The following is a 22,892-nucleotide window of genomic DNA, read 5'->3' on the forward strand; positions in this document are numbered from 1 at the left end:
AGGGCGAGCAGGATCCGGCACCGTCCGGGGTCGGCGACCAGCGCGCCGATCACCGCGATGTCGGTGTCTCCGCCTGCCCGTGGTGCTGGTTCCGGATATCCCATACAGCCAGATTAAGTCCGCCTCCGTTCGACCGCCGTCGAAGCGTTCCGCCGTTAGCGTCGGGACATGTCATCCCTCGCGAGGACCGGACGCCTCCTCTGCCCGTGAGTTTGTACAGACCGTTTACGATCATGGCCGCCGCGCCGCGACACCGATCAAAGGGGACCTTTGTCATGAGTGACCACACACCGGTACCGGAATCGGTCGTCGAGCGGTCCGAGAGGATCCCGGGTTATACCTACGGCACCGGTGAGGCCGCTGTTTCGCCGTTGACGTTGGAGGACTTGGAGCACCTCAAGGCCGTGGTGGGGCTGACCGAACAGGACGAGCAGGCGTTGATCGAGGCCGCCCGTGTGCTGGCCGACCAGGCCGACGACATGGTGAGCGCCTACCGAAAGCGGCTCGGGGAACTGCCGTTCATGCGCGCCTACTCCGGCCACCCCGACGGCACCCCCAACCCCGAGTACGGCGCCGCGTCCAAGCCACGCTTCGACCGCTTCATCATCGACGCCTGCACCCGGCCGCTGGACCAGGACTGGCTCAACTACCAGCACGAGATCGGGCTGCGCCACACCCGGGCCAAGAAGAACACCACCGACCACGCCGACTCACTCGACCACATCCCGATGCGCTACCTGCTGGCCTTCACCGCGGTCGTCATCGCCACCGCCCGCGACTATCTGGCCGCCGGAGGCGCCCCGGCCGAGCGGGTCGACCGCATGCACGCCGCCTTCACCAAGTCCGTGATGCTGCACGTCACCGTCTGGACCCGGCCCTACGTCGACGCCGCCGACTGGTAAGACCCGCGGGAGCCGAGGTCAGGGCCGGAGCGGGTCCTTGTCGGCGGGGGAGAGGTCACTGGGCCAGAGGCGGTAGACGTTGAGACGCGTCTCGTAGTACTTGTCCGTCTCCCCGACCCACTGCATGCCGATGCGCTTCGCCGTTCCCGCGCCGCGGTCGTTGTTCACCCGGACGACCGCGACGAGCTCGTGGGCGCCGATGGAGAAGGCCCACGCGGCCAGGGCGCGACCGGCCTCGGTGGCGTAGCCGTTCCCCCAGGAGTCGGGGGAGAGCTGCCAGCCGATCTCGATGTCCTCCTCGTCGGGGGGCAGGTATCGCAGGGAGAGGCCGCCGACGACCCGCTGGTCGGAGTTGCGGACGATCGCCCACCGGCCCAGCGGGGGTGTCAGGGTGGTGCGGCTGCGGGACCACGACTCCAGCGTGGCCCGCATCGCCTGCTCACCGTCGAGTTGCGTCATCGCGGGGGCCAGCCACCGGGTGACCTCCGGGACGCCGTAGATGCCGAGGGCCTCACCGGCGTCTTCGGGACTCCAGTCACGCACCGTGAGGCGGGCGGTGGTCAGTAGGGCCATGTTTTCCTCTCCCTGACGAGTTGACCGGCCGTACGGCGACGAGAGGACGCCGAGCTGGAGAAAATATCGTTTTCTTGCCGGAAATGTCCGATGTATTGCACTTGTGAGGGTACGCCTATTCGCCGGGTGGCGGCCAGGCCGGGCGGGAATCGCCCGGACACGGCGGCCCTGGCGGGCCCGGCGGAGGATCACCCGTCGTGACCGCCCGACCGCTCCCGGAGGCGGGCCGGAGGCGCTGGAACCCACCGGGCCCACCTGCCCGCCGGGTTCACTTATCTACCAGGCCCACTTGCCTACCGGACCCCTGCCCGCCAGGCTCACTTGCCCGTCGGGCTCACCGGGCTCACCTGCCCGCCAGGCGCGCTTGCCCGTCTGGCCCACCTGTCCATCGGGCCCACCTGCCTGCCGGGCGCCCACATGCTCACCTGTCCACCGGGCCGCCCGCAAGGCCCGTCTGCCCGGCAGCCGTGTTCCGGCCCCTCCCAGGCGCGAGGTGCCCGGGAAGGGTGATCGGCGTCAGCCCTCCAGGGCGTACCGCATCACGCGGAGCTTGGCCTCGGCCTCGGCGAGCTCGGAGGCCGGGTCGGAGTCGCCCATGATGCCGCAACCGGCGAACAGCCGGGCCGTGGAACCCTCGATCTGGGCGCAGCGCAGCGCGATGCCCCACTCGCCGTCGCCCCGCGCGTCGATCCAGCCCACCGGCCCGGCGTACCCGGCGCGGTCCATGCCCTCCAGTTCGCGGATGACGGCGAGCGCCGCCCCGGTCGGGGTGCCGCCGACGGCGGCGGTCGGGTGCATGGCCGCCACCACGTCCAGGACCGAGGCCCCGTCCGACAGCCGCCCGCTCACCGGGCTGGCCAGGTGCTGGACGTTGGAGAGCACCAGGAGCTCGGGCTCCTCGGGGATCTTCAGCTCGGCGCAGAGCGGGTCGAGCGCCTCGCGTACCGACGCGACCGCGCAGGCGTGCTCGTAGCGGTTCTTCTCCGAGGTGAACAGGGCCGTGCCGCGCGCCACGTCGTCGGCCTGGTCGGTGCCCCGCGGGATCGTACCGGCCAGCACCAGGGACTCGACGGTCTCCCCGGTGCGCCGGACCAGCAGTTCGGGGGTGGCGCCGACCAGCCCCGCGCAGGAGAAGGTGTAGCACTCCGGGTAGCGGCCGGCCAGGCGGGACAGCAGCAGCCGGACGTCGATCGGCCGCTCCGCGACGGCGGCCAGGTCGCGGGCCAGCACGGTCTTCTCCAGCAGGCCCGACCTGATCCGCCGGACGGCCCTGGCCACGGCGTGCTCCCACTCGGGCGCGGTCAGGCTGCCGTCGCCGTACCGGATCCTGCCCGGGGTGCGGAGCGGGGTGACCGCGTCGAGCCGTCGTTCGCCGACGGTGGTCAGCCAGGCGCGGCCGTCGCGGCGGGCGAGGATGGTCTGGGGGACGACGAGGACCGAGCCATTGGCCTCCGGGTCGAAGGTGAACGAGCCGAAGGCGACGGGGCCCGAGCCGGGCGCGGTCACGTCGTCGTCGACGTGCGCCTCGCCGAAGAGGTCCGACAGCCGGTCGCGGGCCCAGTCGAAACGCCGGGGGCCGGGGGGCACGGCCAGGCGGATGGCCTCGCCCCAGGCGACGAGACCCTCCCCCTGCCTGACCCAGGCGTAGGGGGCGGTCTCCGGCAGTCGTGCGAACAGGTCACCGGGGTCGTCGACGGGGGTGGTCGTCACCACGAGAGGACGGGTTGATCCGAGCGCTACACTCACCCCCGCCACTCTATGCCGGAAACTGAACGTGTTCGACGGCGGTTCTCCCGTCAGCACATCCGCCACGCGGTGTCAAGAAAACCAAGGCACTCGGTCAACGGACCCTACCGCCCTGGCCTGCGGTGATACATCCGAAGCAGACACGATCCCTCAGTGGAGGTGCCATGCTTCGCACGACTGTGACAGCACTCACAGGGCTGGCCGCCCTCACGACCGCCTGGACGACCCCGGCCGGAGCCACCCGGACGTCGGAACCCTGGCGGCCGGTGGTCATGGCCGCGCTCGGCGACTCCATCAGCGCGGGGTTCAACGCCTGCGGCTGGTATCTCCCCTGCTCCTCGCGCTCCTGGTCCACCGGTGACCACCAGAGCGTCCGGAGCCAGTACGTGAGGCTGCGGGCCGTGGACGTCGCCGTCGCCGGGAACAACGTGAACCTCGCCGTCCCCGGTTCCACCAGCGCCGACCTCGCCGGTCAGGTGACCCGGGCGGTCGGCCGCCGCGCCGACTACGTGACGGTGCTGATCGGCGCCCAGGACGCCTGCGTGTCCGAGGAACGGCTGATGACCCCCGTGGCCGTCTACGAGAGGCGGGTGGCCGAGGCCCTGGCACTCTTCCGGGCCGGGCGGCCCGGCGGCCGGGTGTTCGTGGCGAGCGTCCCCGACCTCAAACGGCTGTGGCAGATCGGCAGGAAGAACCCGGTGGCGCGCGGTTTCTGGGCGGTGGGCCGGATCTGCCCCACCATGCTGGAGCGGCCCACCTCGACCTCGGCGGCCGACCGGGCACGCCGCGACCGCGTGCGCGCCCGGGTGGCCGACTACAACACCGCGCTCGCCAGGGTCTGCGCGGCGTACGGCCCCGCCTGCAGGTTCGACGGCAACGAGGTGTTCAGGCAGCGGTTCACGGTCGACCACCTCAGCAAGTGGGACTTCTTCCACCCCAACGCCGCGGGCCAGAAGCTGATCGCGGAGAAGACCTACGCGATGATGCGCGACTGGCTCACCGAGGACGACACCGCCCCCGCCCCCGTTCTCATGCCCTGACCCCGGCGTGCCCGGTTCCTCCTCGGGCGGGTCCCCGAGGAGGAACCGGGCGTTCCCGGAGGAGGTACCGGGGCCGTCCCCTGTGAGGCCCCGGTACCTCCTCCGGCGTCACGGCCTGTTTCCGTCGACGGGGGTCGTCCCCTGTGAGGTCCCGGCCCGTCACCATCGGTGTCGCGGCCTGTCTCCGGCAACTGGGGTCGTCCCTTGCGAGGTCCCGGCTCATCGCCACCGGTGTCACGGCCTGTTTCCGTCGACCGGGTCCGTCCCCGTGAGGTCCCGGTCCATCGCCGGTGCCACGGCCGTTCCCGCCGACCGGAGGGGCCGTCCCCTGTGAGGCCCCGGTCCGCCGCCGGTGTCATGGCCGTTCCCGTGAGGACCCGGCGGGTCAGAGCCAGCCGTTGTGCCGGGCGGTGCGGGCGGCCTCGATGCGGTTGCGGGTGCCGGTCTTGCCGATCGCGGCGGACAGGTAGTTGCGTACCGTGCTCTCCGACAGGTGCAGCCGCCGTGAGATGTCGGAGATCGTCGCGCCGTCGGTCGCCGCGGCCAGCACGTCCCGCTCGCGGTCGGTCAGCGGGCTGGCGCCGGTGCTCAGCGCGGCGGCGGCCAGCGCGGGGTCGATCACCTTCTCGCCCGTCAGGACCCGGCGGATCGCCTCGGCGAGCTCCTCGACGGGACCGTCCTTGACCAGGAACCCGGCGGCGCCCGCCTCCATCGCCCGCCGCAGGTAGCCGGGCCTGCCGAACGTGGTCAGGATCAGCACCCGGCAGCCCGGCAGCCCGTCCCGCAGCCCGGCCGCGGCGTCCAGGCCGCTGGCCCCCGGCATCTCGATGTCCAGCAGGGCGACGTCGGGACGCGCGGCGAGCGCGACCGGTACGACCTCGTCGCCCCTGGTGACCGTGGCGACGACCTCGATGTCGTCCTCCAGGTCGAGAAGCAGGGCCAGCGCGCTGCGCATCATGCCCTGGTCCTCCGCCAGCAGCACTCTGATCATGAAAGCGTCACTTTCTCCGCTGATAGAACCTTGCTCATGGAAGCGTCACTTCCTTCGCCGACAGCACCCTTACTCACGGAAGCGTCACCTCCCCCGCCGACAGCACTTTTGCTCACGGAAGCGTCACCCTCAGCAGGAAGCCGTCGCGATCGTGGGTCTCCAGTGTCCCGCCGAGCGCGACGACCCGCTCGGTCAGGCCGCGCAGGCCGTTGCCCAGCGGGTTCCCGCCGCGCCCCCGGCCGTCGTCACGGATCTCCAAGGTCGTTCTCTCCAGGATGATCTCGCAGGTGCCCGCGCCACTGTGGCGGACCACGTTGGTCACCCCCTCCCGTACGGCCCAGCCCAGCAGGGCGTCGGCCTCCGGGGCCAGCGGCTCCTCGGTGACGGTGACGGTGGCGGCGATGCCCGCGTCGGCCAGGACCGTACGCGCCGAGGCCAGCTCGGCGGCCAGCCCCCGGCCCCGGTAGCCGGTGACCGCGGCCCTCACCTCGGTCAGCGCCTCCCTGCCGACGGCCTCGATGTCGGCCGCCTGCCGCGCCGCCGCCTCGGCGTCGCGGGGGGCCAGCCGCCGTACGGCCTCCGCCTTGACCACCATCACCGACAGGGTGTGCCCGAGCAGGTCGTGCAGGTCGCGGGAGAAGCGCAGCCGCTCCTCGGCCACCGCGACACGGGCGAGCTCCTCGCGGGTCTCCTGGAGTTCGGCGATCACGGAGAACAGCCTCAGGACGATGCTGACCACCAGGCCGCCGGTGGTCGTCCCCCAGGTGGCCAGGGAGATGCTCGCCCAGCTCGCCCCCGCGCGCCACATCACCGCGACCAGCGCGAGCGTCAGCACCGTGAGCAGGAGGTAGACGGACCGGCCCCGCAGCACGGTCCCGCAGGCGATGGTCATCAGCGGCGCGAGATAGAACCAGTTGTGCGCGAAGACCGCCAGCAGCAGGAAGGCGACCACCAGCAGCCCGGCCAGCGCCACGGCCGCCGCGCGCCGCCGGTCGTGGAAGGACAGCCGGATGCACAGCACGTACAGGACGGCGAAGGCGGCCACGCCCAGCCCGGCCGGTAGCGCCGGGTGCACGTGCCCCGCCGCGAGGTCGCTGAGCGGGGGGTACGCGATCAGCAGCCACGGGTAGAAGGCGAGCTCTCCCGGCTCTCTCCTCCGGACGCTCCCGAGACCTTCCCGCCTCGCTGTCCTCCACCACCCTTCCCGGCCCGGTGCCTCCCGGGGTTCCTCCGCCTTCACGCTCACCCGGCCACTCCTATCACGTGGCTCACGCGGCTCACCTCACGCGTCCGGCCCGGCGGTAGCCGTACACCGCCAGGAGCCCGAAGGCGACCAGCCAGCCGGTCAGCATCAGCGCCGTGCCCACCCCGGGCGCCTCCCCGAAGGCGACCTTCCGCGACAGGTCGGCGTAGCCGAAGCTCGGCGTCCACTCCGCGACGGCCCTCAACCAGGAGGGAAAGCCCTCCGTGGGCAGCCACAGCCCTCCGACGATCGCCATCGCCATGTTGGCCGCGATGTTGAGCACGGCGGCGGTCTGGCCGCTGAACAGGTAGCCGAAGGACAGGCCGAGCAGGGTGAAGGGCAGGGAGCCCACCCAGAGCAGGAGCACGATCGCGATCCACTGCCAGGCCTCCAGCCGTACCCCGTTGAGCAGCGCCGCCGACAGGCACACGCCGGTGATCGCGGGCAGCACCACGAGCATGCCGGTCGCCGCCTTGCCCGCGACCACCCGTACCGGGGCCAGGGGAGTGATGCGCAGCTGCCGCAGCCAGCCCGCCGTCCTGTCCTCGGCGATGCCGCTGCCGTTGTTGAAGGCCGAGCCGATCGAGCCGAAGGCGGCCATGTTGATCATCACGTAGAGGGCGGCCCAGACGCGGTCGTCGCCCGTCACGCCGAGGTTGGTGAAGATGAGGTACATCGTCACGGGCATCGCGAAACCCATGATCACGTATCCCGGGTCCCGGAGGGCCCTGATGACCTCCAGACGGATGTAGCCGACCATCAGACGTCCACCTCCGTCAGCATCGCCTGGTCTGTCCGGTCTGCCTTCTTTGTCAGCCCTGTCAGCGCGAGGAAGGCGTCTTCGAGCGCGGTGGGGACGACTTCGAGGTCCCGTACGGCTCCGGCAGCCGCCAGCGCCACGACGGTGGCGTCGGCGTCGCGGGTACGCAGGTGGGCCCGCTCGCCCCGGATCTCCATCGAGACGACCCCGGGCAGGCGTTCCAGCGGGGCGGTGTCCCCGGTGGCGGTGACGCTGACCGTGGACAGCGCGACCAGCCGCTTGATCTCCCTGCTGGTGCCGTCGGCCGCGATCCGGCCCCTGTCGATCACCACCACCCGGTCGGCGTACTCGTCGGCCTCCTCCAGGTAGTGGGTGGAGAACAGGATCGTCCTGCCGCGCGCGGTGAAGGCGCGCATGTTCTCCCAGAACTCCCGCCTGGCCCGTACGTCCAGTGCCGCGGTCGGCTCGTCCAGCAGGATCAGCTCGGGGTCTCCGGCCAGCGCGAGCGCGAAGCGGACCCGCTGTGCCTGGCCGCCCGACAGCCGTTCCATCCTGCGATCGGCCAGCTCCTCCAGCCCGGCGGTCGCCAGCACCTCCTCCAGCGGGAGCGGTCTCCGGTACGTTCCGGAGACGAAACTCACCAGTTCGCGGACCGTGGTCCGGGAGACGAGGCCGCCCTCCTGGGGCATCGCCGCCAGCCGCCCGCTCCGGACCGCCGCCTCGGGGCTGCCCCCGAAGACGCGCACCGTCCCGGAGCCGGGGGCCAGCAACCCGAGCAGTAACCCGATCGTGGTCGATTTCCCCGCGCCGTTGGGACCGAGCAGGGCGACGGTCTGCCCGGTGGGGATGTCGAGGCTGAGGCCGTCCACGGCGCGCACGGTCCCGAAACGTTTGGTCACGTCCCGGAGAGACACCGCGCTGTTCGCGTCATTTGTCATGCCAACGACGCTACGGAGAGCGCATGATCCTCGGCAGATCCATCGATCCGGTGCCACCCATGACAAATGTCCTACCGACGCCTCGTCTTCGGGTCCTCCCGCTCCTATCGTTCCTCCAGGTCTTCCCGCTCCTCCGGGTCCTCCCGGTCTTCCTGCTCCTCCCGATCCTCCGGAGACTCCGCGCCACCCCGGCCTTTTGGGCCTGTCGGGGCTTCGCGGGGCCCGGTACCTCGATCTCCACGGGCTCCCGCGACGCCCTGCCCCCTCAACCCCTCAGCCCCCTCAGCCCGCCAGCGCGGCCAGTGCGGCGGCGGTCTCCTCCGGCCTGGAGAACATCGGCCAGTGACCGGTCGGCACCTCGGCGAAGCTCCACTCGGGCCCGGCGAGCGCCGCGAAGAACGGGTGACCGGAGGCGATCATGGCGTGCACCTGCTCCAGCGGGAACGAGCATGTGACGAGCGTCTTGGGCAGCGCGTCCGCACCCCCCTTGAGCACCAGCGGCTGGGTCATCGTCCCGTACGGCTGCGGGGTCGCGCGGGAGGCGAGCCACTCGCGCTCGGCCTCGCCCAGTCCCTCCAGGCTGGCCCCGGCCCGCTCCTGCTCCTCCCAGGAGGGGAGCGGGTAGCTCACCCCGCCGCCCTCCTCGGTGACCCGCCTCTCGATGAACGCCCGCCACTCGGGCTCGGTGAGATCCAGCTGGGTCATACCGTCGGCCGGAGGCCCGCTTTCGACGTAGACGACCCGGGCGACGCGCTCGGGAATCCGGTCGGCCGCGCCGGTGACCGGGGCACCGGCCCCGCTGTGGGCGACGAGGATCACCTCGGTCAGGTCCGCGAAGACGACGGTGTTGACGATGTCCTGAATGTGGGTCTCCAGGTCGACCTCGGGACCCGCCAGATGAACCCTGTCGCCGAGGCCGGTGAGCGTGACCGGGTGGACGTCGTGCCCGGCCGCGCGCAGCGGCCCGGTGACCTTCTCCCAGGCCCACGCGCCGAGCCAGAAACCGGGGACCAGGACGTACGTGCTCATTTTCGTCTCTCCTCTGTTCGCCTGGTTTCACCCTAGAATCGAATCCGGACAGTATCGGTCCTGATTTTTGAGGGGATTTCCGATGACCGCCGCCCGGGTACTCGCGCTGCTGGAGCTGCTGCAGGCCGCCCCCGGCCTGACCGGCCCCGACCTCGCCGCGCGGCTGGAGGTGGACGAGCGTACGGTCCGCCGTTACGCGGTGAGGCTGTCGGAACTCGGGGTGCCGGTCCAGGCCGAGCGGGGCCGCCACGGCGGGTACCGGCTGATGCCCGGCTACCGGCTCCCGCCGCTCATGCTCACCGACGACGAGGCCACCGCCGTGGTGCTGGGCCTGCTGGCCGGGCGGCGGACCGGGCTGGCGGTGGGGGAGGCCGCGACCGAGAGCGCGCTGGCCAAGATCCAGCGGGTGCTCCCACGCCCGCTGCGCGAGCGCGTCGACGCGGTGTCGGAGACGCTGGGCCACACCGGGAACGCGGCGCCGAAGGCGAGCACCCCGAGGGCGGGACCGCTGCTCGCCCTCGCCGACGCCGCCCGGCGCCGGGTCACCGTCCGGCTGGCCTACCGCTCCTGGCGCGGCGACGCCTCCGAGCGCGACCTGGACCCGTACGGCATCGTCTTCCACTCCGGCCGCTGGTACGTCACCGGGCACGACCACGGCAGCGGGGAGATCAGGACGTTCCGGGTGGACCGGGTAGACCGGGCGGCGCGCACCGAGCGGGGCTTCCGGGTGCCCGACGGCTTCGACCCGGTGGCCCACGTGGTCGGCTCGCTGTCGGCGGTGCCGTACCGGCACGAGGTCAGGGTGCTGCTGGAGACCACCCTGGAGGAGGCCGCCGCGCGGATCCCGGCCGTCACGGCGACCCTGACCGAGACCCCGGACGGGGTGCTGCTCGCCGTCAGGGCCGAACGGCTCGACGGGATGGCCCAGATGCTCGCCGGACTCGGCTGGCCGTTCACCGTGATCGCCCCCGCCGAACTACGCGACGAGATCAGGGCCCTCGCCGCCCGCCTCCTCACCTCCGCCGACGGCACCCCACCCTGACTCAGGCCCGTCCCGGTGTCCGGACGGGGGCATCTTGCGCTACCCCTGACTCTCTGGCGGATGGCAGTGGGAGATCGTCAAAGACGGCACGAACCTCAATCTCGATGAGACGACCACCTCTGATTCGAGATTGACACCGGCGAGGTGTAGTGGTCATCGGCTCGCAGCGGTAGGGAACTTCGCCAGCCCGTACCCCAAGGGCGCTCGTTTGCGGTGCTGCGATGGCACGGTCACCGCTTCACAGACGGTCTCGTAGCCAGCGCAGCGAGGCCAGGCCCGGCGCGACCATCATGCCGATCAGGTTGCGATCGGCCGGCGGTCCGGCTGAGGCGACGATTCGGAGAAGGACCCCGGAGGGCATCGCCAGCACCGCATCGGCTCGATCCCGGCCGCCATTTTCTCGGGCACCGCCTAGCGATATCGGCGGCCCGCTTCTACGCTCCGGTCGTGACGAGCATCAACTACTTCGAAGCCTGGGGAATGTGGTGGGAGGGGAAATCCACGCTCGGTCATGATCTCTTCGGTGTCATGTCCATGGTGTGGGTGGGCCGTATCGGGAAGATCCTGAGCTTCGCGGGCGGCCTGACTCTTCTGCTGGACATCATCGGTGCCGAGCGCCTGCGACGCCTGGCGCCCATCATCAAGAACGGTGGCTGCCTGCTCATGCTGGCCTGTTTCGGGTCGGTGTTCTTTCTGGTGCCAGCCGTGTCGGAGCACATGTTCTTCCTGATGGACTTGGTAGAACGGATGCCCGACATTCCGGTGATCAGTTTCGTCCTCTTCGTCGCCGCCTTCCTCGTGACCATAATCCTGGCGGTGATCGGCCCCGTCTTCCTGTTCTATGCGCCTGGGCTGCTGCTGATGTGGGTTCAAAAGCAGGTGGCGTACCTGCTGGCCCACGAACGCAACGTGACAATCATGCGCATCGGTGCGCTGGTATGCGTCGTGACGGGCTTCCACTTCGACCTTCTCGCCTCATAGCCGCAGGGGCAGAGAGGGAGCCACCCAGCGTCCAGGACCGCATCCCGCTGACACTCCTGAGACCGGTCGGCTGCTCACCACACTCGTGTTGACCCAGCACCAAGCCTTCAGCCGCCACCGACCGTTCTCCTCGGCCTCTTCGCTGAACACGCGGGGTCGCCACGGCGGTCAGCCGCCGAAGAGCTGGGTGAGTTTCTGGAACAGTTCGTAGACGCCGTACGCGAAGGGGAGGCCGACCCAGGTCCAGGCCAGGATCATCAGGGGGGTGTTCCCGGCCGGGGGGCCGTCGTCCGTCGTCACGCGTCGCCTCCTCTTTCGTGCTGAACTTCGTGGTGGACGGGATTCACCGGGCGGATCAGCTCGTTGGCCAGGAAGCCGACCGCGAGCAGCCCGATCATGATGTAGAGGGACGTCGTGTAGAGCGCGGGTCCCGACCGGCCCGCGGCCTTCTGCGAGTCGGCGATGGCGTTGACGATCAGCGGACCGAGGACGCCCGCGGTGGACCAGGCCGTCAGCAGCCGACCGTGGATGGCCCCCACCTGGTACGTCCCGAACAGGTCCTTCAGGTAGGCCGGTACGGTGGCGAACCCTCCCCCGTAGAAGGACAGGATGCCGAGCGCGCAGAGGATGAACAGGAACTTGTGGGAGTCCCCGGCCAGGGCGATCGCCAGGTAGAAGAGGGCGCCCACGCCGAGATAGACGCGGTACATGTTCTTGCGGCCGATCAGGTCCGAGGTCGAGGACCACACGAAGCGCCCCGCCATGTTCGCCAGGGACAGCAGGGCCACGAAGCCCGCCGCCGCGGCGGTCGTGACCGGCATGGCGGTGTTCGCGAAGAAATCCTTGATCATCGGGGCGGCCTTCTCCAGGATGCCGATGCCCGCGGTGACGTTGAAGCACAGCACGACCCACAGGAGCCAGAACTGCGGCGTGCGGATCGCGTTGCGCGCGGAGACGTCGGCGGCGGTGACCAGCGGGCGGGCGGCGGCCTTCGCCGGTTCCCAGCCCCGTGGCCGCCAGCCCTCGGGCGGAACCCTGATCAGGAGCACGCCCATCGACATGAAGGCCGCGTAGACCAGGCCGTGTATCAGGAAGGTCGTGGCTATCCCGCCCGTGCCGGTGCCGAACGCGTCGAGCATCTGGGTGGACCACGGTGAGGCGATGAGGGCCCCTCCGCCGAATCCCATGATGGCGATGCCCGTGGCCATGCCCGGCCGGTCGGGGAACCACTTGATCAGTGTGGACACCGGGGAGATGTAGCCGATGCCGAGGCCGATCCCGCCCACGAAGCCGTACCCCAGCACGACCAGCCAGTACTGCCCGACGGACACGCCGAGCGCGGAGATCAGGAAGCCCAGGGAGAAGCAGAGCGCGGAGACGGACATCGCCCAGCGCGGGCCGTTGCGCTCGACCAGCGTTCCTCCGAACGCGGCCGACAGGCCGAGCATGACGATGCCCACCTGGAAGGGCAGGGCGCTGGCCGTGCCGGAAAGGTGGAGCGCCGACTCCAGTGGCGGCTTGAAGACGCTCCACGCGTAGGCCTGGCCGATGGCGAGGTGCACCGAGAGCGCCGCAGGGGGGATCAGCCAGCGACTCCAGGTTGGAGGCGCCACCGTACGCGCACGACTGAAGAAACCAGAGGAGACGGTAAATATGGGGGTTTTTACCTTTTCGTCCGGCATGCACATAACCGTATTCCGCGATCACCGCTTCGTCGAGGGTGGCTGATGCGGCAATTGAAACGATTTGGTGGGGGTGGTGCCCGGCGTTCCGGATGGCTCGGGGGTCGGCGGGAGGGGCGACCTGATCGGGGACGCTACCTCGTCGGTTCCTGGCCCCCGTTCGCGGGCGTATCGGGTTTGACTTATATAAGCTAGTCCTGAAATATTTGTCGAGCACGCGTTCGATGTGCCCGACGAATCCGGTGCCGGTACCGGTACTCTCGGTGAGCAGGCCGTCCCCATGGCAGGGGGTGTCCTCGTCCTTCACGCCCCCTGGCAGGAGTTCACCCGATGTCGCAGAAAATCACCACTTTCCTGATGTTCCAGGGCGCCGCCGAGGAGGCGATGACGTTCTACATGTCGCTGTTCGACGACGCCGAGATCCTCGCCATCGCCCGCTACGGCCCCGAGGGACCCGGCACGGAGGGCAGCGTGCAGCACGCTACGTTCACGCTGGCGGGCAACGAGTACATGGCCATCGACAGCAACGTGCAGCACGCCTTCGGCTTCACCCCGTCGGTCTCGCTGTACGTACGGTGCGAGTCGGAGGAGGAGATCGAGCGCCTGTACGCGGCGCTGTCGGAGAACGGCGAACCCCTGATGCCGCTCGGCTCCTACGGCTTCAGCAAGCGCTTCGGCTGGACCAACGACCGCTTCGGCGTCTCCTGGCAGCTGAACCTCGCCTGATCCTCCGCGCCCCGGCCCGCCGTAGCGGATTCCCCGCGCCCACGGTCGTTCTTTCCGAGAACGCGGGCGTCCCCCAGCGGGCGGGACGGCCGGTGGTGTGCGGTCCCGCGTCCGCGACGTCGTCGCTCAGCTCTCCCGCAGGACCTCGCGCAGCCGGGGGGCGAAGCCCTCGGGGTCGTCGGCGAAGGCGATGTGCCCACCGGGGAAGTACGTCGGCTCCGTGCCGAGCGCCGTGGTGAGCGCGATCGACGCGCGGTCGCAGAGCTGTCCGGCCGACTCCTTCCCGATGCCGACCACGATGGAGACCGGCCCGGCGCGCAGGGCGGCGATGTCGGGCTGCCAGTGGGTGGTCCCGCGCATCTCGTGCAGGAACCAGAAACGCTCGTCGGCCGCCTGCTGCGGATCGGGCGCGGCGGGCGCCTCCGCGGGAGCACCGGCGGACTCCTCGAACTCGGGCAGCGGGATGTTGGCGTTGATCATGAACTTGACCCAGGCGCCCGCGACGTCGCCGGAGGCGTAGGTGGCGATGATGTCCTCGACCGCCGCGTCGTGCGCCTCGGGGTTGTCGAGCAGGCGGCTCAGCGGGGGTTCGTGCGCGATCACGGCGCGTACCCGCTCGGGGTGGGCGGCGGCGAGCGCCAGCGCGGTGACGGCACCGCCGCTGGAGCCGAAGACCACGGCCGGACCGGCGTCGAGGTGGGCCAGGAGCCGGGAGAGGTCGTCGGCACGCAATCGCGGGGTCGAGTCCTGGCCGGGCTCGTCGAGGGGGCTGCGGTTGAGGCCCCGGGGGTCGGTGGTGAGCACGGTGTGGTCGGCGGCGAGCAGGTCGGCCAGCGGCGCGAAGTGCGCGGCGTGCATCGGGGCGCCGACGAGCGCCACGAGGGGTCCCTGTCCCCGTACCTCGTAGTGGAGCCTGGCGCCGGGGACCTTGAGGGACCCGGTGGTGACGGTCGTCGTGTGGTTCATCATGATCTCCTGGAACGATATGGAACGGTCTGGAATGGTCTGGGCCGGTGCCGTGGGGCCCGGTCGAAGTGGAGACTCGCAGCGTGGGGCAGAATCGTCGTTTGTGAGGGAGATTTCTTCGCGGTCCGCGATCGTGGCGGCGGAAGGTGCCGGGGACGACGACCTGGTCCGGGCGCGCAAAGGGGACGACGCCGCGTTCACCCGGCTCGTGGAGCCGTTGCGTCGCGAACTACACGCCCATTGCTACCGCATGCTCGGCTCCACTCACGACGCCGACGACGCCCTGCAGGACGCTTTGCTGCGGGCCTGGCGGGGATTGGCGAGTTTCGAGGGCCGCAGCTCGCTGCGCTCGTGGCTCTACACCGTGGCCACCCGCACCTGCCTGGACCTCGCGGGCGCCCGCGTCAGGCGCGCGCTGCCCGTCGATCTCGGACCCTCCAGCGACCACGCCGTGCTCGGCGACTCGCCGCTGGCCGACGTCGCCTGGCTGAGCCCCTACCCCGACGCGGGCCTCACCGACGCCCCGGCCGGTCCGGACGCGCGCTACGAGCAGCGCGAAGCCGTCGAGCTCGCCTTCGTCGCGGCCCTGCAGCACCTGCCGGGCAACCAGCGGGCGGCGCTGCTGCTGTTCGAGGTCCTCGGCTTCTCCGCCGCCGAGATCGCCACCACGATGGACACCACCACCACGTCGGTGAACAGCGCCCTGGCGCGGGCCCGCAGGGTCGTCGCGGACAAGGTCTTCCCCCGGACCCAGCAGCCGACGCTGCGGAAGATCGGCGACGCCCGCGTACGGGAGATCGTCGCCGACTACTCCTCCGCCCTGGAACGCGGGGACGCCGACGCCCTGATCGCGCTGCTGACCGAGGACGTCACCTGGTCGATGCCGCCGATGGCGCACTGGTACCGGGGTCTGGAGGCCGTCACCGACTTCGCCGTACGGGTCCCGCTGACGAGCTGCGGAAGCTGGCGGCACCTCCCGGTCGGCGCGAACGGCCAGCCCGGAGTGGGCTGCTACCTCTGGGACGACGCCACCGAGGCTTACCTCGCCTGGGCGATCAACGTGTTCACCCTGCGTGACGAGCGGATCGCCGAGATCACCTCGTTCGTCGGCCCCGGCCACTTCGCCCCCTTCGGGCTGCCCGCCGCACTACCCTGACCCGGGAACGGACCGAGGCCCGCGTACAGCGCCGAGGCTCGGGAACGGACCGAGGTCCGCGTACGGACCGAGACCTGGGTACGCGCTGAAGGCCGGGTGCCTGTCTTCCGGTCGCCATGGGGTTCATCGGTCCGCCCGGACGGTTCAGCTGAACCGCTGGTCAAGGTGGAACGCCACCTGCGTCCCGGCCTGGTCCTTGCCGATGAGCTTGCACAGCGCGGCCCTGATGGGAAGCCAGTGCGGGCCGTTGCCCGAGGGCATGAGGGTGGCGGTGAACGGGTGGCCGTCGATCGTCCCGCCGACCTTCACGGCCCGTCTCGTACCGAGGAGCTCGGCGGAGTCCGGCACGGTCACGAAGGTGGCGAAGGCCCCGTCCTTCTCGATCGGCGCGGTGAAGGTGTGGTCAAGCGGTTGCGCGGTCATCTTCGTCTCCTGAAATCGTCCGTAAGGTGCTGGAAGGCGTCGGCCGGTGGCGTGTCGCCACCGGGCCGGAGGTTGGTGTCGGTCGGCGCGCTCGATCGCCTGTTCCGTCTCGCGCGCTCGCGGCGTCATCTCGAAAAGGTGACTCCCGCGACGGGAAGGACTCGTCGCTCGCGGGCGAAAATTCTTCGGGCGGGAGCCCACCCAGGGTCCCAGGGGGCCGTCGAGCACGTCGCCGCCCGGTCTTCCGGCGGGGTCCGAGAAGATCTGCTCTTTCGACGGGGTTCGAGAAGATCTGCCGAAAGGCGGACGCCGTGCCCGCCCCGCCTTCGGCGGCGTGGGATCCATGAACATCGTTCTCACATGTGCGGCAGGCGTGCTCACCCTCCTGGCGGCGGTGGCGCCTCCGGCCCCGGAACGCGCGGAGCCGGTCACCTCCGCGCCTTCTTCTCCGACCAGGCGGGCTGGGAGCATCTGGCCACCGCGCTGGCACAGGCGCGCGGGGGAGACGCCTCGCTCTTCGCCAAGATTGTGGGGGCACCCGGCCCGGACCTGTCGCGGATCGCGCTGTGTGCCGACTTCCCCTACCCGTCCGGCTACCTGACGCTGAAGGCGCTGGAGTCCGATCTGCGGCGTGTCGCACCACGCGTCGGCTGGCGTAACGTGTGGCCGATGGCGAACCACTGCGGAGGACTGCCCAGGACCGGGACCTTCGCCCCGCACTCCCTCCGCACTCCGGGCCTGCCACCCGTTCTGATCACCAACGGCGAGTACGACGACATCACCCCGCCCCAGGACGGATGGCGGGTGGCGGCACAGTTTCCCGGGGCCCGGTACCTGCCCGCACTGGGCGGCCACGCCCTCCACCTCGGCGGGCATCCCTGTGCCCGCGAGCACGCGCACCGCTACCTGACCACGGGAGCGATGCCACCCGTCGGCGCGGCCTGCGGACCGGCCGCGTCCTGACGTACCACGACATGATCATCGAATCCGACACGCGGGCGGGCGGCGGCAGCGGAGGCCGTTCACGCGCGAGAAAGTGTTCCCTGGCGAATCAGCGAACAGGCGACCGGAGTGACGTGATGGATCTACACCGTTGGAGAACCGTCCGCAGGAGAGGGGCGTGGCTGCTCGCCCTGCTCGGCGCGCTGACCCTCGCCGTGACGGCGGGGGTCGCGGTGGCCTTCCCGTCGGTCGCCGCCACGACCTGTCCGGGCTGTTACGGAATGGAACGGCTCAGGCCCGGCCTGTACGTCGAACCCGGCCTGTCGGCGGCGCAGCGGCGGCAGGTGGCCGAGGTCGTCGACACGGCAGCCCGGCGGGTGGCGGACTTCTACGGCGGGCGCGAGAGCTCTCCCGGCATCCTGGCCTGCGTGACCGACGCGTGCTACCGGAGGATCGGCGGGGGAGGGGAGCGCGGAATCGCGGTGCTGAACCGCACGGTGATGCTGTCGCCGCGCGGCATCGATCCGGTGATCGTCTCGCACGAGATGTCACACGTCGAACTACACGCCCGGCTCGGGTCGGGGCGGGTCCCGCAATGGTTCAACGAGGGACTCGCCGTCCTGGTGTCCGACGACCCGCGCTACCTCGCCCCCGCGACGGCCCGCGACCGGTGCCGGGTGGACTCGAAGGAGCCGCTGCCCGAGACGCTTGAGGACTGGCTGCGTGCCGGTGGTGCCGATGGGGGACTCTACGCCAAGGCCGCGTGCAGGGTGAGCCGCTGGGCCGAGGCGCACGGCGGGCGAAGGGCCGTGGCCGAACTGATCGAGCACGTGGCGGGCGGCGGCGAGTTCCCGGCGACCGGACCGGACGGCGCCCCTTCGTGACCACGAGAAAGCCCACGACACCGCCGGACGGCGTTTCCCCCGGATCCCTGACCGACTCCGGGCCTCTGACCGACGTTGGGCCTCCGACCGATTCCAGGTCCCTGACCGACTCCAGCTCTCCAACCGGCTTCGAGCCTCCGGCCGACTCCGGATCCCTGACCAACTTCAAGCCTCTGATCGGCTCTAGCTCTCCGACCGACTCCGGGTCCCTGACCGGCTCCAGGTCCCCGGCCTGCTTCAGGTCCGTGACCGGTGCCCGGTGTCCGGGGGGCGAAGTCGGGTCGGTCGGGCCCGAGGGCACACGTACGGGACGGCCTGCTCGTGGTCGGGGTCGCGGCTCTCCTCGTCGGGCTCACCCTGTTGGAGGAGATCGCCGCTGCCCTGACCATCGAGGAGGGGACCGTCAAGGCCCACACCGCCCGCATCCTCGGCAAACTCGGGCTACGTACCCGCGTGCACGCCGTCATCTACGCGTACGAACACGGTCTGGCACCCCGGGGAGACAGGCCGTGAACCGCCGGACCGCGCCAAGCAGGCCGACCTGGTGATGGTCTTCCAGAGCTGGCGTCTCGGGGAGGGACAGATCATGAACCACCGGGGGCACACCGCACGGCCCGGCGCACCGGGCCGTCGCGTCCTCGGGCTCGCTCCGCTCCGAATCCTCTCCTTATCCCTCCGCGCGTCGAATCGGGGCCGTGGCCACCTGATTGACCGGATCCCCTCCGCGCACCCGATCCGGGCACGATTCCCTTCGTGCGTCGGATCCGGGCCGCGACCGCCCGGTTGACGGGCTGACCGGCGGGTCACCGCCCGGCCCGCCCGCCTACCACGCCGCGCCCGGTGTGCCGATTTCCGGTTGTTCCCCGGCCTCGGTGGCGCGTTCCTCGGTCCACAGGCGCCGCATCTCCGGGCAGTTCTCCAGCAGCTCGCCGAGCGGGCCGTGACCGGCGACCCGGCCGCGGTCGAGGACGACGACCTGGTCGGCCCGCTCCAGTGCCGCCCGCCGGTGGGAGACCACCAGCAGCGTTCCCGGGCCGCGCCCGTCGCGGGCGGCGTCGGCGATGCGGTCCCACAGCAGCCTCTCGGTCTCCACGTCCAGGGCCGACGACAGGTCGTCGACGACCAGCAGGTCGGGCGCCCGGACCAGCGCCCGCGCCGCGGTCGCCCGCTGCGCCTGGCCACCGGACAGCCGTACGCCACGGGGACCGACGACCGTGTCCATGCCCTCCGGCATTCCGGCCAGGTCCTCCTCGAACGCCGCCAGCTCCAGGGCCAGGGCGAGCCGGTCGTCGCCCGCGGGCCAGCCCAGGAGCAGGTTCTCCCGCAGCGACTCCGAGAACAACCGGGGGACCTGGCTCGCGTACGCCGCGCGGCCGGGGACCAGGAACGTCCCGGGGTCGTCGACGCGACGGCCGTTCCAGGTGATCGTCCCGGCGTCCAGCGGTACCAGGCCGAGCAGGGCGCGTACCAGGGTCGTCTTGCCCGAGCCGACGGCGCCGGTGACCACCGTGAACGACCCCCGCGCCACCCGCAGGTCGACCGCCCGCACACCGCGCCCGCCGCCGCCGTGACGCACGGTCAGCCCGCGCGCCTCGACGACCTGGAGCGTGTCGCCGCGGTTCGGCGGCGCCGCGACGGGAGGCGGTTCCCGGTCGAGCCAGACGTCGTTACCGCGCGACAGGTCACCGGCGTCCTCGTACGGCGCCATCAGCCGGGTGAGCCGTTCGGCGGCGACCGCGCCCTGGGGCAGGCGGTAGAGGATCGTGCCGATGGTACGCGGCAGCGCCGTCAGCCAGCCGACATAGGTGGTGAACAGCGCGAGGTCGCCCACCGTGAAGTCGCCGCGGCGCATCGCCGACGCGCACAGGAGCAGTACGAGACCGATGCTGATCTCGACGGTCGCGCCCGTCGCGGTGTCCAGCACGTCGGTCGCCAGCCGGTCCTTGACGGCGGCGTCGCGCCGCCCTCGGTTGTGCTCGCGCAGACGCTCCAGCACCGCGTCCTCGGCCCCGGCGGTCTTGATCGCCAGTACGCCGCCGAAGATCTCCCCGATATGGGCCGTCACGGCCGCGCCGAGCACCCGGGCACGCCGGTGCAGCCGCCGGATCACCTCGTTCAGCAACCGGCTCAACACTCCCGCCGCGATCATCGGCACCGCCAGCACCAGGGTGATGACGGGGTCGATCGAGGCCATGATCACCAGAGCGGCGCCGCCGAAGAGCGCGGAACCGGCCAGGGGGACGCTCTCGTCGGTGAGGTTCACCAGGTCGCTCACGTCGTCGCGGAAGCGGGCGACCGCCTCGCCCGGCGAGTGCGGCAGCCGGGTCGCGGCGGGCCCGCGCGCGGTGAGGATCGAGCGCAGCGCGTTGGCCCGCAGGAGGGTCGCGGCGGCGCCCCACCAGTAGACCCCGTAGGACCAGGCGACGACGAGCACCAGGCCGCGGACCACCTCCACGCCCACGAACGCCGCGCACAGCCACAGCGACTGCTCCAGGCTCGCGGCGCGGTACCCGCTGATCTGGTCGAAGAGCCGTTGCAGCACCAGCCCACCGGCGAGCGGGAGGACGCTGACCGGCATCCACAGGAGGGCGCCGATCAGGTAGCGGCGCAGGTCGAAACGGACGAGGCGAGCGGCCACCAGCGTCACGGGCCTCATCGGCGCACCTCCACCGTGTCCGGCGTCACGGGCCTTGTTGGTGTGTCGCCACGGCGTCCGGTGTTGTACACCTTCGCGGTGTTTGGCGTCGCGGGCTTTGTTGGTGTGCCGTCACGGCGTCCGGTGTCGTACACCTTCGCGGTGTTCGGCGTCGCGGGCCTCATCGGCACCTCCCGGCGGTATCCGGCTGCGGTATCCGGTGTCACGGGCCTCATCGGCGTACCTCTGCGGCGTCGAGGATCCGGGTGAACCGGCTCCGTGGATCCGCGACGAGATCCGCGCGGTGGCCGTACTCGACGACCCTGCCGTGGTCGATGACGGCGATCTTGTCCACCCGGGACAGGGAGGAGAGCCGGTGCGCGATGAGCACGCCGGTCCGGCCGGTGAGCAGCCGGTCGACGCTCTCTTCGACGTGCCGTTCGGTGGCCGGGTCGAGCCTGCTGGACGCCTCGTCCAGCACGACGAGCCCGGGATCGGTGAGGAACGCCCGCGCGAACGCGAGCAACTGAGCCTCCCCGGCCGAGACGCCGCCTCCCGGTCCGCTTTCCGGCCCGTTTCTCAACCCCTTTCCCGGCCCGCTTTCCGGGGCGCTTTCCGGGGCGCCGCCCAAGGTGGTGTCGAGCCCGTCGGGCAGGGCGGCCAGCCAGTCGCCGAGACCGACCTCGCCGAGGACGGCGCGCAGCCGGTCGTCGTCGGCCAGCGGCCTGAAGAGGGTGAGGTTGTCCCTGACGCTGGCGGCGAAGAGCTGTACGTCCTGGGTGACCACGCACATCCGCTCGCGTACCGACGCGGGATCGACGTCCCGCAGGTCCAGCCCGCCGACCCGGACGGTGCCCTCGGTCGGGTCGTACAGGCGCAGCACCATCCGGGCGATGGTCGTCTTGCCGCTGCCGGTACGGCCCACCAGGCCGAGCGTCTCGCCCGGCGCCAGCGTGATCGTGATGTCCGACAGCACCCGCTCGTCGTCGTCGGCGTACGCGAAACCCACGCCCTCAAGGCGCAGGCCGAGCGGTCCGTACGCGGGCAGCGGCAGCGGCAGCGGGTCGGCGGGCGCGGGAAGCGTGCGCCGCTCGGCCAGCAGGTCACCGATGCGCGCGATGCCGGCGAGTGCCGTCTGGTACTCCCTCAGCCGGTCGATCAACCGCTCGAACGGCGCGCGCACCATCTGCGTGTACTGGAAGAGCAGCACGGCGGTGCCGACCGTGAGCGTCCCGGACTCCCGGGTCCACGCGGCGAGGCCGAGCACGATCGCCGTACCGGCCGCGAACGCCACCGTCGTCCCCGCGAGGATGCCGGTCCCGACCCGCGCGGCCCGGAACTCCGCGCGGTACCAGGCGGCGCAGGCCCGGTGGAAGCGGTTCACGACGTGTTCCCCCGCGCGGTTGGCCCGGATGTCCTCCACACCGGCCAGCCGTTCCTCAAGGGTGCCGAAGAGCGCCGCGCTCGCCGCCCGCGAGCGGGTGGCCGACGGCACGGCCAGCCTCTGCGCGCGGGCCATGCCGAACCCGATCAGCACGCAGTACGCCAGCAGCACGCCGCCGAGACGCGCGTCGACGGTGAACACGACGACGAGCACCCCGGCGAGGAGCAGGAGCCCGGCCACGATGTCGAGCAGGAAGGCGACGACGAACTCGGCCACGGCGACCACGTCACCGTCCACCCGCTCGATCATCTCGCCGGGCGTTCGCCTGCCGTGGTAGGCCATGTCGAGGCCGAGCGCGTGCTCGGCGAGCCTCTCCCGCAGCCGGTTCGTGCCGTCCCAGGCGAGACGGCTCGCGAGCCAGGCGGTGACCGTACGGGCGACCTGCCCGGCGAGGGCGAGCGCGAGGTAGCCGAGGGCGATCAGCGTGAGGTGGCGGGTGCTCGCCCCGCCGATCGCGTCGTCGACGAAGCGACGGGTGACCTGGGGTGCCGCCAGCGGCAGCGCCGTCGCGGCCGCGACGGCGGCGGCGAGGGCCACGGCGGAGCGGCGCCCCGGCCGGAGGTGGCGCAGGACGACGCGCCGGGCGGAGGCGGCCGGATCACCGGGATCACCAGGGTTATCGGGGGCACCCGAGCCACGGACGCCGCCGATCTTGTCGATGGCCCCGGCGGCGTGAAGCGGCCGTTCGGCCGAATTTGTCCTACCGGCGGCTCCGCGCGCCGGAATCCACAGTTTGCGCGATATCACTAAGCGTCATGTCCTCTAGGTAGGTGGGATTTCCTTTCCGGG

22 protein-coding genes are annotated in these 22,892 nt (G+C 71.2%); 9 read left to right on the plus strand and 13 right to left on the minus strand.

Annotated features, from left to right (window positions below; all coding sequences use genetic code 11):
* The first annotated feature begins 386 nt into the window (after positions 1-386).
* A complete protein-coding gene (locus ACW9TB_RS37705) occupies positions 387-902 on the plus strand; it encodes a protoglobin domain-containing protein (RefSeq protein ID WP_472752910.1) in 516 nt (171 codons plus the stop codon).
* An 18-nt stretch (positions 903-920) separates the two neighbouring features.
* Here the strand turns inward: ACW9TB_RS37705 and ACW9TB_RS37710 are convergent, their stop codons facing one another.
* Both ACW9TB_RS37710 and ACW9TB_RS37715 read right to left on the minus strand, forming a co-directional pair.
* Positions 921-1,475 (minus strand): GNAT family N-acetyltransferase, encoded by a 555-nt coding sequence (locus tag ACW9TB_RS37710; protein WP_472752911.1) that lies wholly within the window; start codon positions 1,473-1,475, stop codon positions 921-923.
* A 516-nt stretch (positions 1,476-1,991) separates the two neighbouring features.
* Positions 1,992-3,221, minus strand: coding sequence for an isochorismate synthase (locus tag ACW9TB_RS37715; RefSeq protein WP_472752912.1), 1,230 nt, complete (start codon positions 3,219-3,221; stop codon positions 1,992-1,994).
* Positions 3,222-3,385: 164 nt separating this feature from the next.
* Between ACW9TB_RS37715 and ACW9TB_RS37720 the strand changes: the two genes are divergently transcribed.
* Positions 3,386-4,261, plus strand: a complete 876-nt coding sequence (locus tag ACW9TB_RS37720) for an SGNH/GDSL hydrolase family protein (protein ID WP_472752913.1) — start codon at positions 3,386-3,388, stop codon at positions 4,259-4,261.
* A 385-nt stretch (positions 4,262-4,646) separates the two neighbouring features.
* Here the strand turns inward: ACW9TB_RS37720 and ACW9TB_RS37725 are convergent, their stop codons facing one another.
* The 5 genes from ACW9TB_RS37725 to ACW9TB_RS37745 all read right to left on the minus strand — a co-directional run bounded on the left by ACW9TB_RS37725 (position 4,647) and on the right by ACW9TB_RS37745 (position 9,222).
* On the minus strand, positions 4,647-5,252 hold the full coding sequence (locus ACW9TB_RS37725) for a response regulator transcription factor (RefSeq protein ID WP_472752914.1): 606 nt from the start codon (positions 5,250-5,252) through the stop codon (positions 4,647-4,649).
* Positions 5,253-5,364: 112 nt separating this feature from the next.
* Positions 5,365-6,498, minus strand: a complete 1,134-nt coding sequence (locus ACW9TB_RS37730) for a sensor histidine kinase (RefSeq protein WP_472752915.1) — start codon at positions 6,496-6,498, stop codon at positions 5,365-5,367.
* A gap of 31 nt (positions 6,499-6,529) precedes the next feature.
* Positions 6,530-7,255, minus strand: coding sequence for an ABC transporter permease (locus ACW9TB_RS37735; protein ID WP_472752916.1), 726 nt, complete (start codon positions 7,253-7,255; stop codon positions 6,530-6,532).
* A complete protein-coding gene (locus ACW9TB_RS37740) occupies positions 7,255-8,193 on the minus strand; it encodes an ABC transporter ATP-binding protein (RefSeq protein ID WP_472752917.1) in 939 nt (312 codons plus the stop codon). Before ACW9TB_RS37740 ends, ACW9TB_RS37735 begins: the two co-directional genes overlap by 1 nt.
* Positions 8,194-8,475: 282 nt before the next feature.
* Positions 8,476-9,222 carry an alpha/beta fold hydrolase gene (locus ACW9TB_RS37745; RefSeq protein WP_472752918.1) on the minus strand — a complete coding sequence of 249 codons (747 nt, stop codon included), beginning with the start codon at positions 9,220-9,222 and terminating at the stop codon, positions 8,476-8,478.
* A gap of 82 nt (positions 9,223-9,304) precedes the next feature.
* Between ACW9TB_RS37745 and ACW9TB_RS37750 the strand changes: the two genes are divergently transcribed.
* Both ACW9TB_RS37750 and ACW9TB_RS37755 read left to right on the plus strand, forming a co-directional pair.
* Positions 9,305-10,264 (plus strand): helix-turn-helix transcriptional regulator, encoded by a 960-nt coding sequence (locus ACW9TB_RS37750; RefSeq protein ID WP_472752919.1) that lies wholly within the window; start codon positions 9,305-9,307, stop codon positions 10,262-10,264.
* A gap of 447 nt (positions 10,265-10,711) precedes the next feature.
* Entirely contained in the window at positions 10,712-11,245 is a 534-nt protein-coding gene (locus tag ACW9TB_RS37755; RefSeq protein ID WP_472752920.1) for a hypothetical protein, read from the plus strand.
* Positions 11,246-11,413: 168 nt separating this feature from the next.
* On the opposite strand, the gene ACW9TB_RS37760 is transcribed toward ACW9TB_RS37755, so the two are convergent.
* Together ACW9TB_RS37760 and ACW9TB_RS37765 are read right to left on the minus strand one after the other, a co-directional pair.
* Positions 11,414-11,545, minus strand: coding sequence for an MFS transporter small subunit (locus tag ACW9TB_RS37760; RefSeq protein WP_472752921.1), 132 nt, complete (start codon positions 11,543-11,545; stop codon positions 11,414-11,416).
* Entirely contained in the window at positions 11,542-12,807 is a 1,266-nt protein-coding gene (locus tag ACW9TB_RS37765; RefSeq protein ID WP_472752922.1) for an L-lactate MFS transporter, read from the minus strand. Before ACW9TB_RS37765 ends, ACW9TB_RS37760 begins: the two co-directional genes overlap by 4 nt.
* A 450-nt stretch (positions 12,808-13,257) precedes the next feature.
* Between ACW9TB_RS37765 and ACW9TB_RS37770 the strand changes: the two genes are divergently transcribed.
* Positions 13,258-13,653 carry a VOC family protein gene (locus ACW9TB_RS37770; RefSeq protein ID WP_472752923.1) on the plus strand — a complete coding sequence of 132 codons (396 nt, stop codon included), beginning with the start codon at positions 13,258-13,260 and terminating at the stop codon, positions 13,651-13,653.
* Between the two features lie 126 nt (positions 13,654-13,779).
* Here the strand turns inward: ACW9TB_RS37770 and ACW9TB_RS37775 are convergent, their stop codons facing one another.
* A complete protein-coding gene (locus ACW9TB_RS37775) occupies positions 13,780-14,619 on the minus strand; it encodes an alpha/beta fold hydrolase (protein WP_472752924.1) in 840 nt (279 codons plus the stop codon).
* Positions 14,620-14,722: 103 nt separating this feature from the next.
* On the opposite strand from ACW9TB_RS37775, the gene ACW9TB_RS37780 reads away from it, so the two are divergent.
* Entirely contained in the window at positions 14,723-15,775 is a 1,053-nt protein-coding gene (locus ACW9TB_RS37780; RefSeq protein ID WP_472752925.1) for a sigma-70 family RNA polymerase sigma factor, read from the plus strand.
* A 144-nt stretch (positions 15,776-15,919) separates the two neighbouring features.
* On the opposite strand, the gene ACW9TB_RS37785 is transcribed toward ACW9TB_RS37780, so the two are convergent.
* The gene (locus ACW9TB_RS37785; RefSeq protein WP_472752926.1) at positions 15,920-16,198 is read right to left on the minus strand and encodes a DUF1905 domain-containing protein; all 279 of its coding nucleotides are present in this window, start codon (positions 16,196-16,198) and stop codon (positions 15,920-15,922) included.
* 360 nt (positions 16,199-16,558) lie between these two features.
* On the opposite strand from ACW9TB_RS37785, the gene ACW9TB_RS37790 reads away from it, so the two are divergent.
* The 3 genes from ACW9TB_RS37790 to ACW9TB_RS37800 all read left to right on the plus strand — a co-directional run bounded on the left by ACW9TB_RS37790 (position 16,559) and on the right by ACW9TB_RS37800 (position 18,537).
* A complete protein-coding gene (locus ACW9TB_RS37790; RefSeq protein WP_472752927.1) occupies positions 16,559-17,161 on the plus strand; it encodes an alpha/beta hydrolase in 603 nt (200 codons plus the stop codon).
* 116 nt (positions 17,162-17,277) lie between these two features.
* The gene (locus tag ACW9TB_RS37795; RefSeq protein ID WP_472752928.1) at positions 17,278-18,024 is read left to right on the plus strand and encodes a hypothetical protein; all 747 of its coding nucleotides are present in this window, start codon (positions 17,278-17,280) and stop codon (positions 18,022-18,024) included.
* Positions 18,025-18,276: 252 nt separating this feature from the next.
* Positions 18,277-18,537 (plus strand): response regulator transcription factor, encoded by a 261-nt coding sequence (locus tag ACW9TB_RS37800; protein WP_472752929.1) that lies wholly within the window; start codon positions 18,277-18,279, stop codon positions 18,535-18,537.
* A 310-nt stretch (positions 18,538-18,847) separates the two neighbouring features.
* Here ACW9TB_RS37800 and ACW9TB_RS37805 read toward each other — a convergent pair whose 3' ends face one another.
* Together ACW9TB_RS37805 and ACW9TB_RS37810 are read right to left on the minus strand one after the other, a co-directional pair.
* The gene (locus tag ACW9TB_RS37805) at positions 18,848-20,680 is read right to left on the minus strand and encodes an ABC transporter transmembrane domain-containing protein (RefSeq protein WP_472752930.1); all 1,833 of its coding nucleotides are present in this window, start codon (positions 20,678-20,680) and stop codon (positions 18,848-18,850) included.
* 211 nt (positions 20,681-20,891) lie between these two features.
* Entirely contained in the window at positions 20,892-22,640 is a 1,749-nt protein-coding gene (locus ACW9TB_RS37810) for an ABC transporter ATP-binding protein (protein ID WP_472752931.1), read from the minus strand.
* Positions 22,641-22,892 lie beyond the last annotated feature (252 nt).

It is taken from the genome of Streptosporangium sp. H13245, from assembly GCF_055690525.1.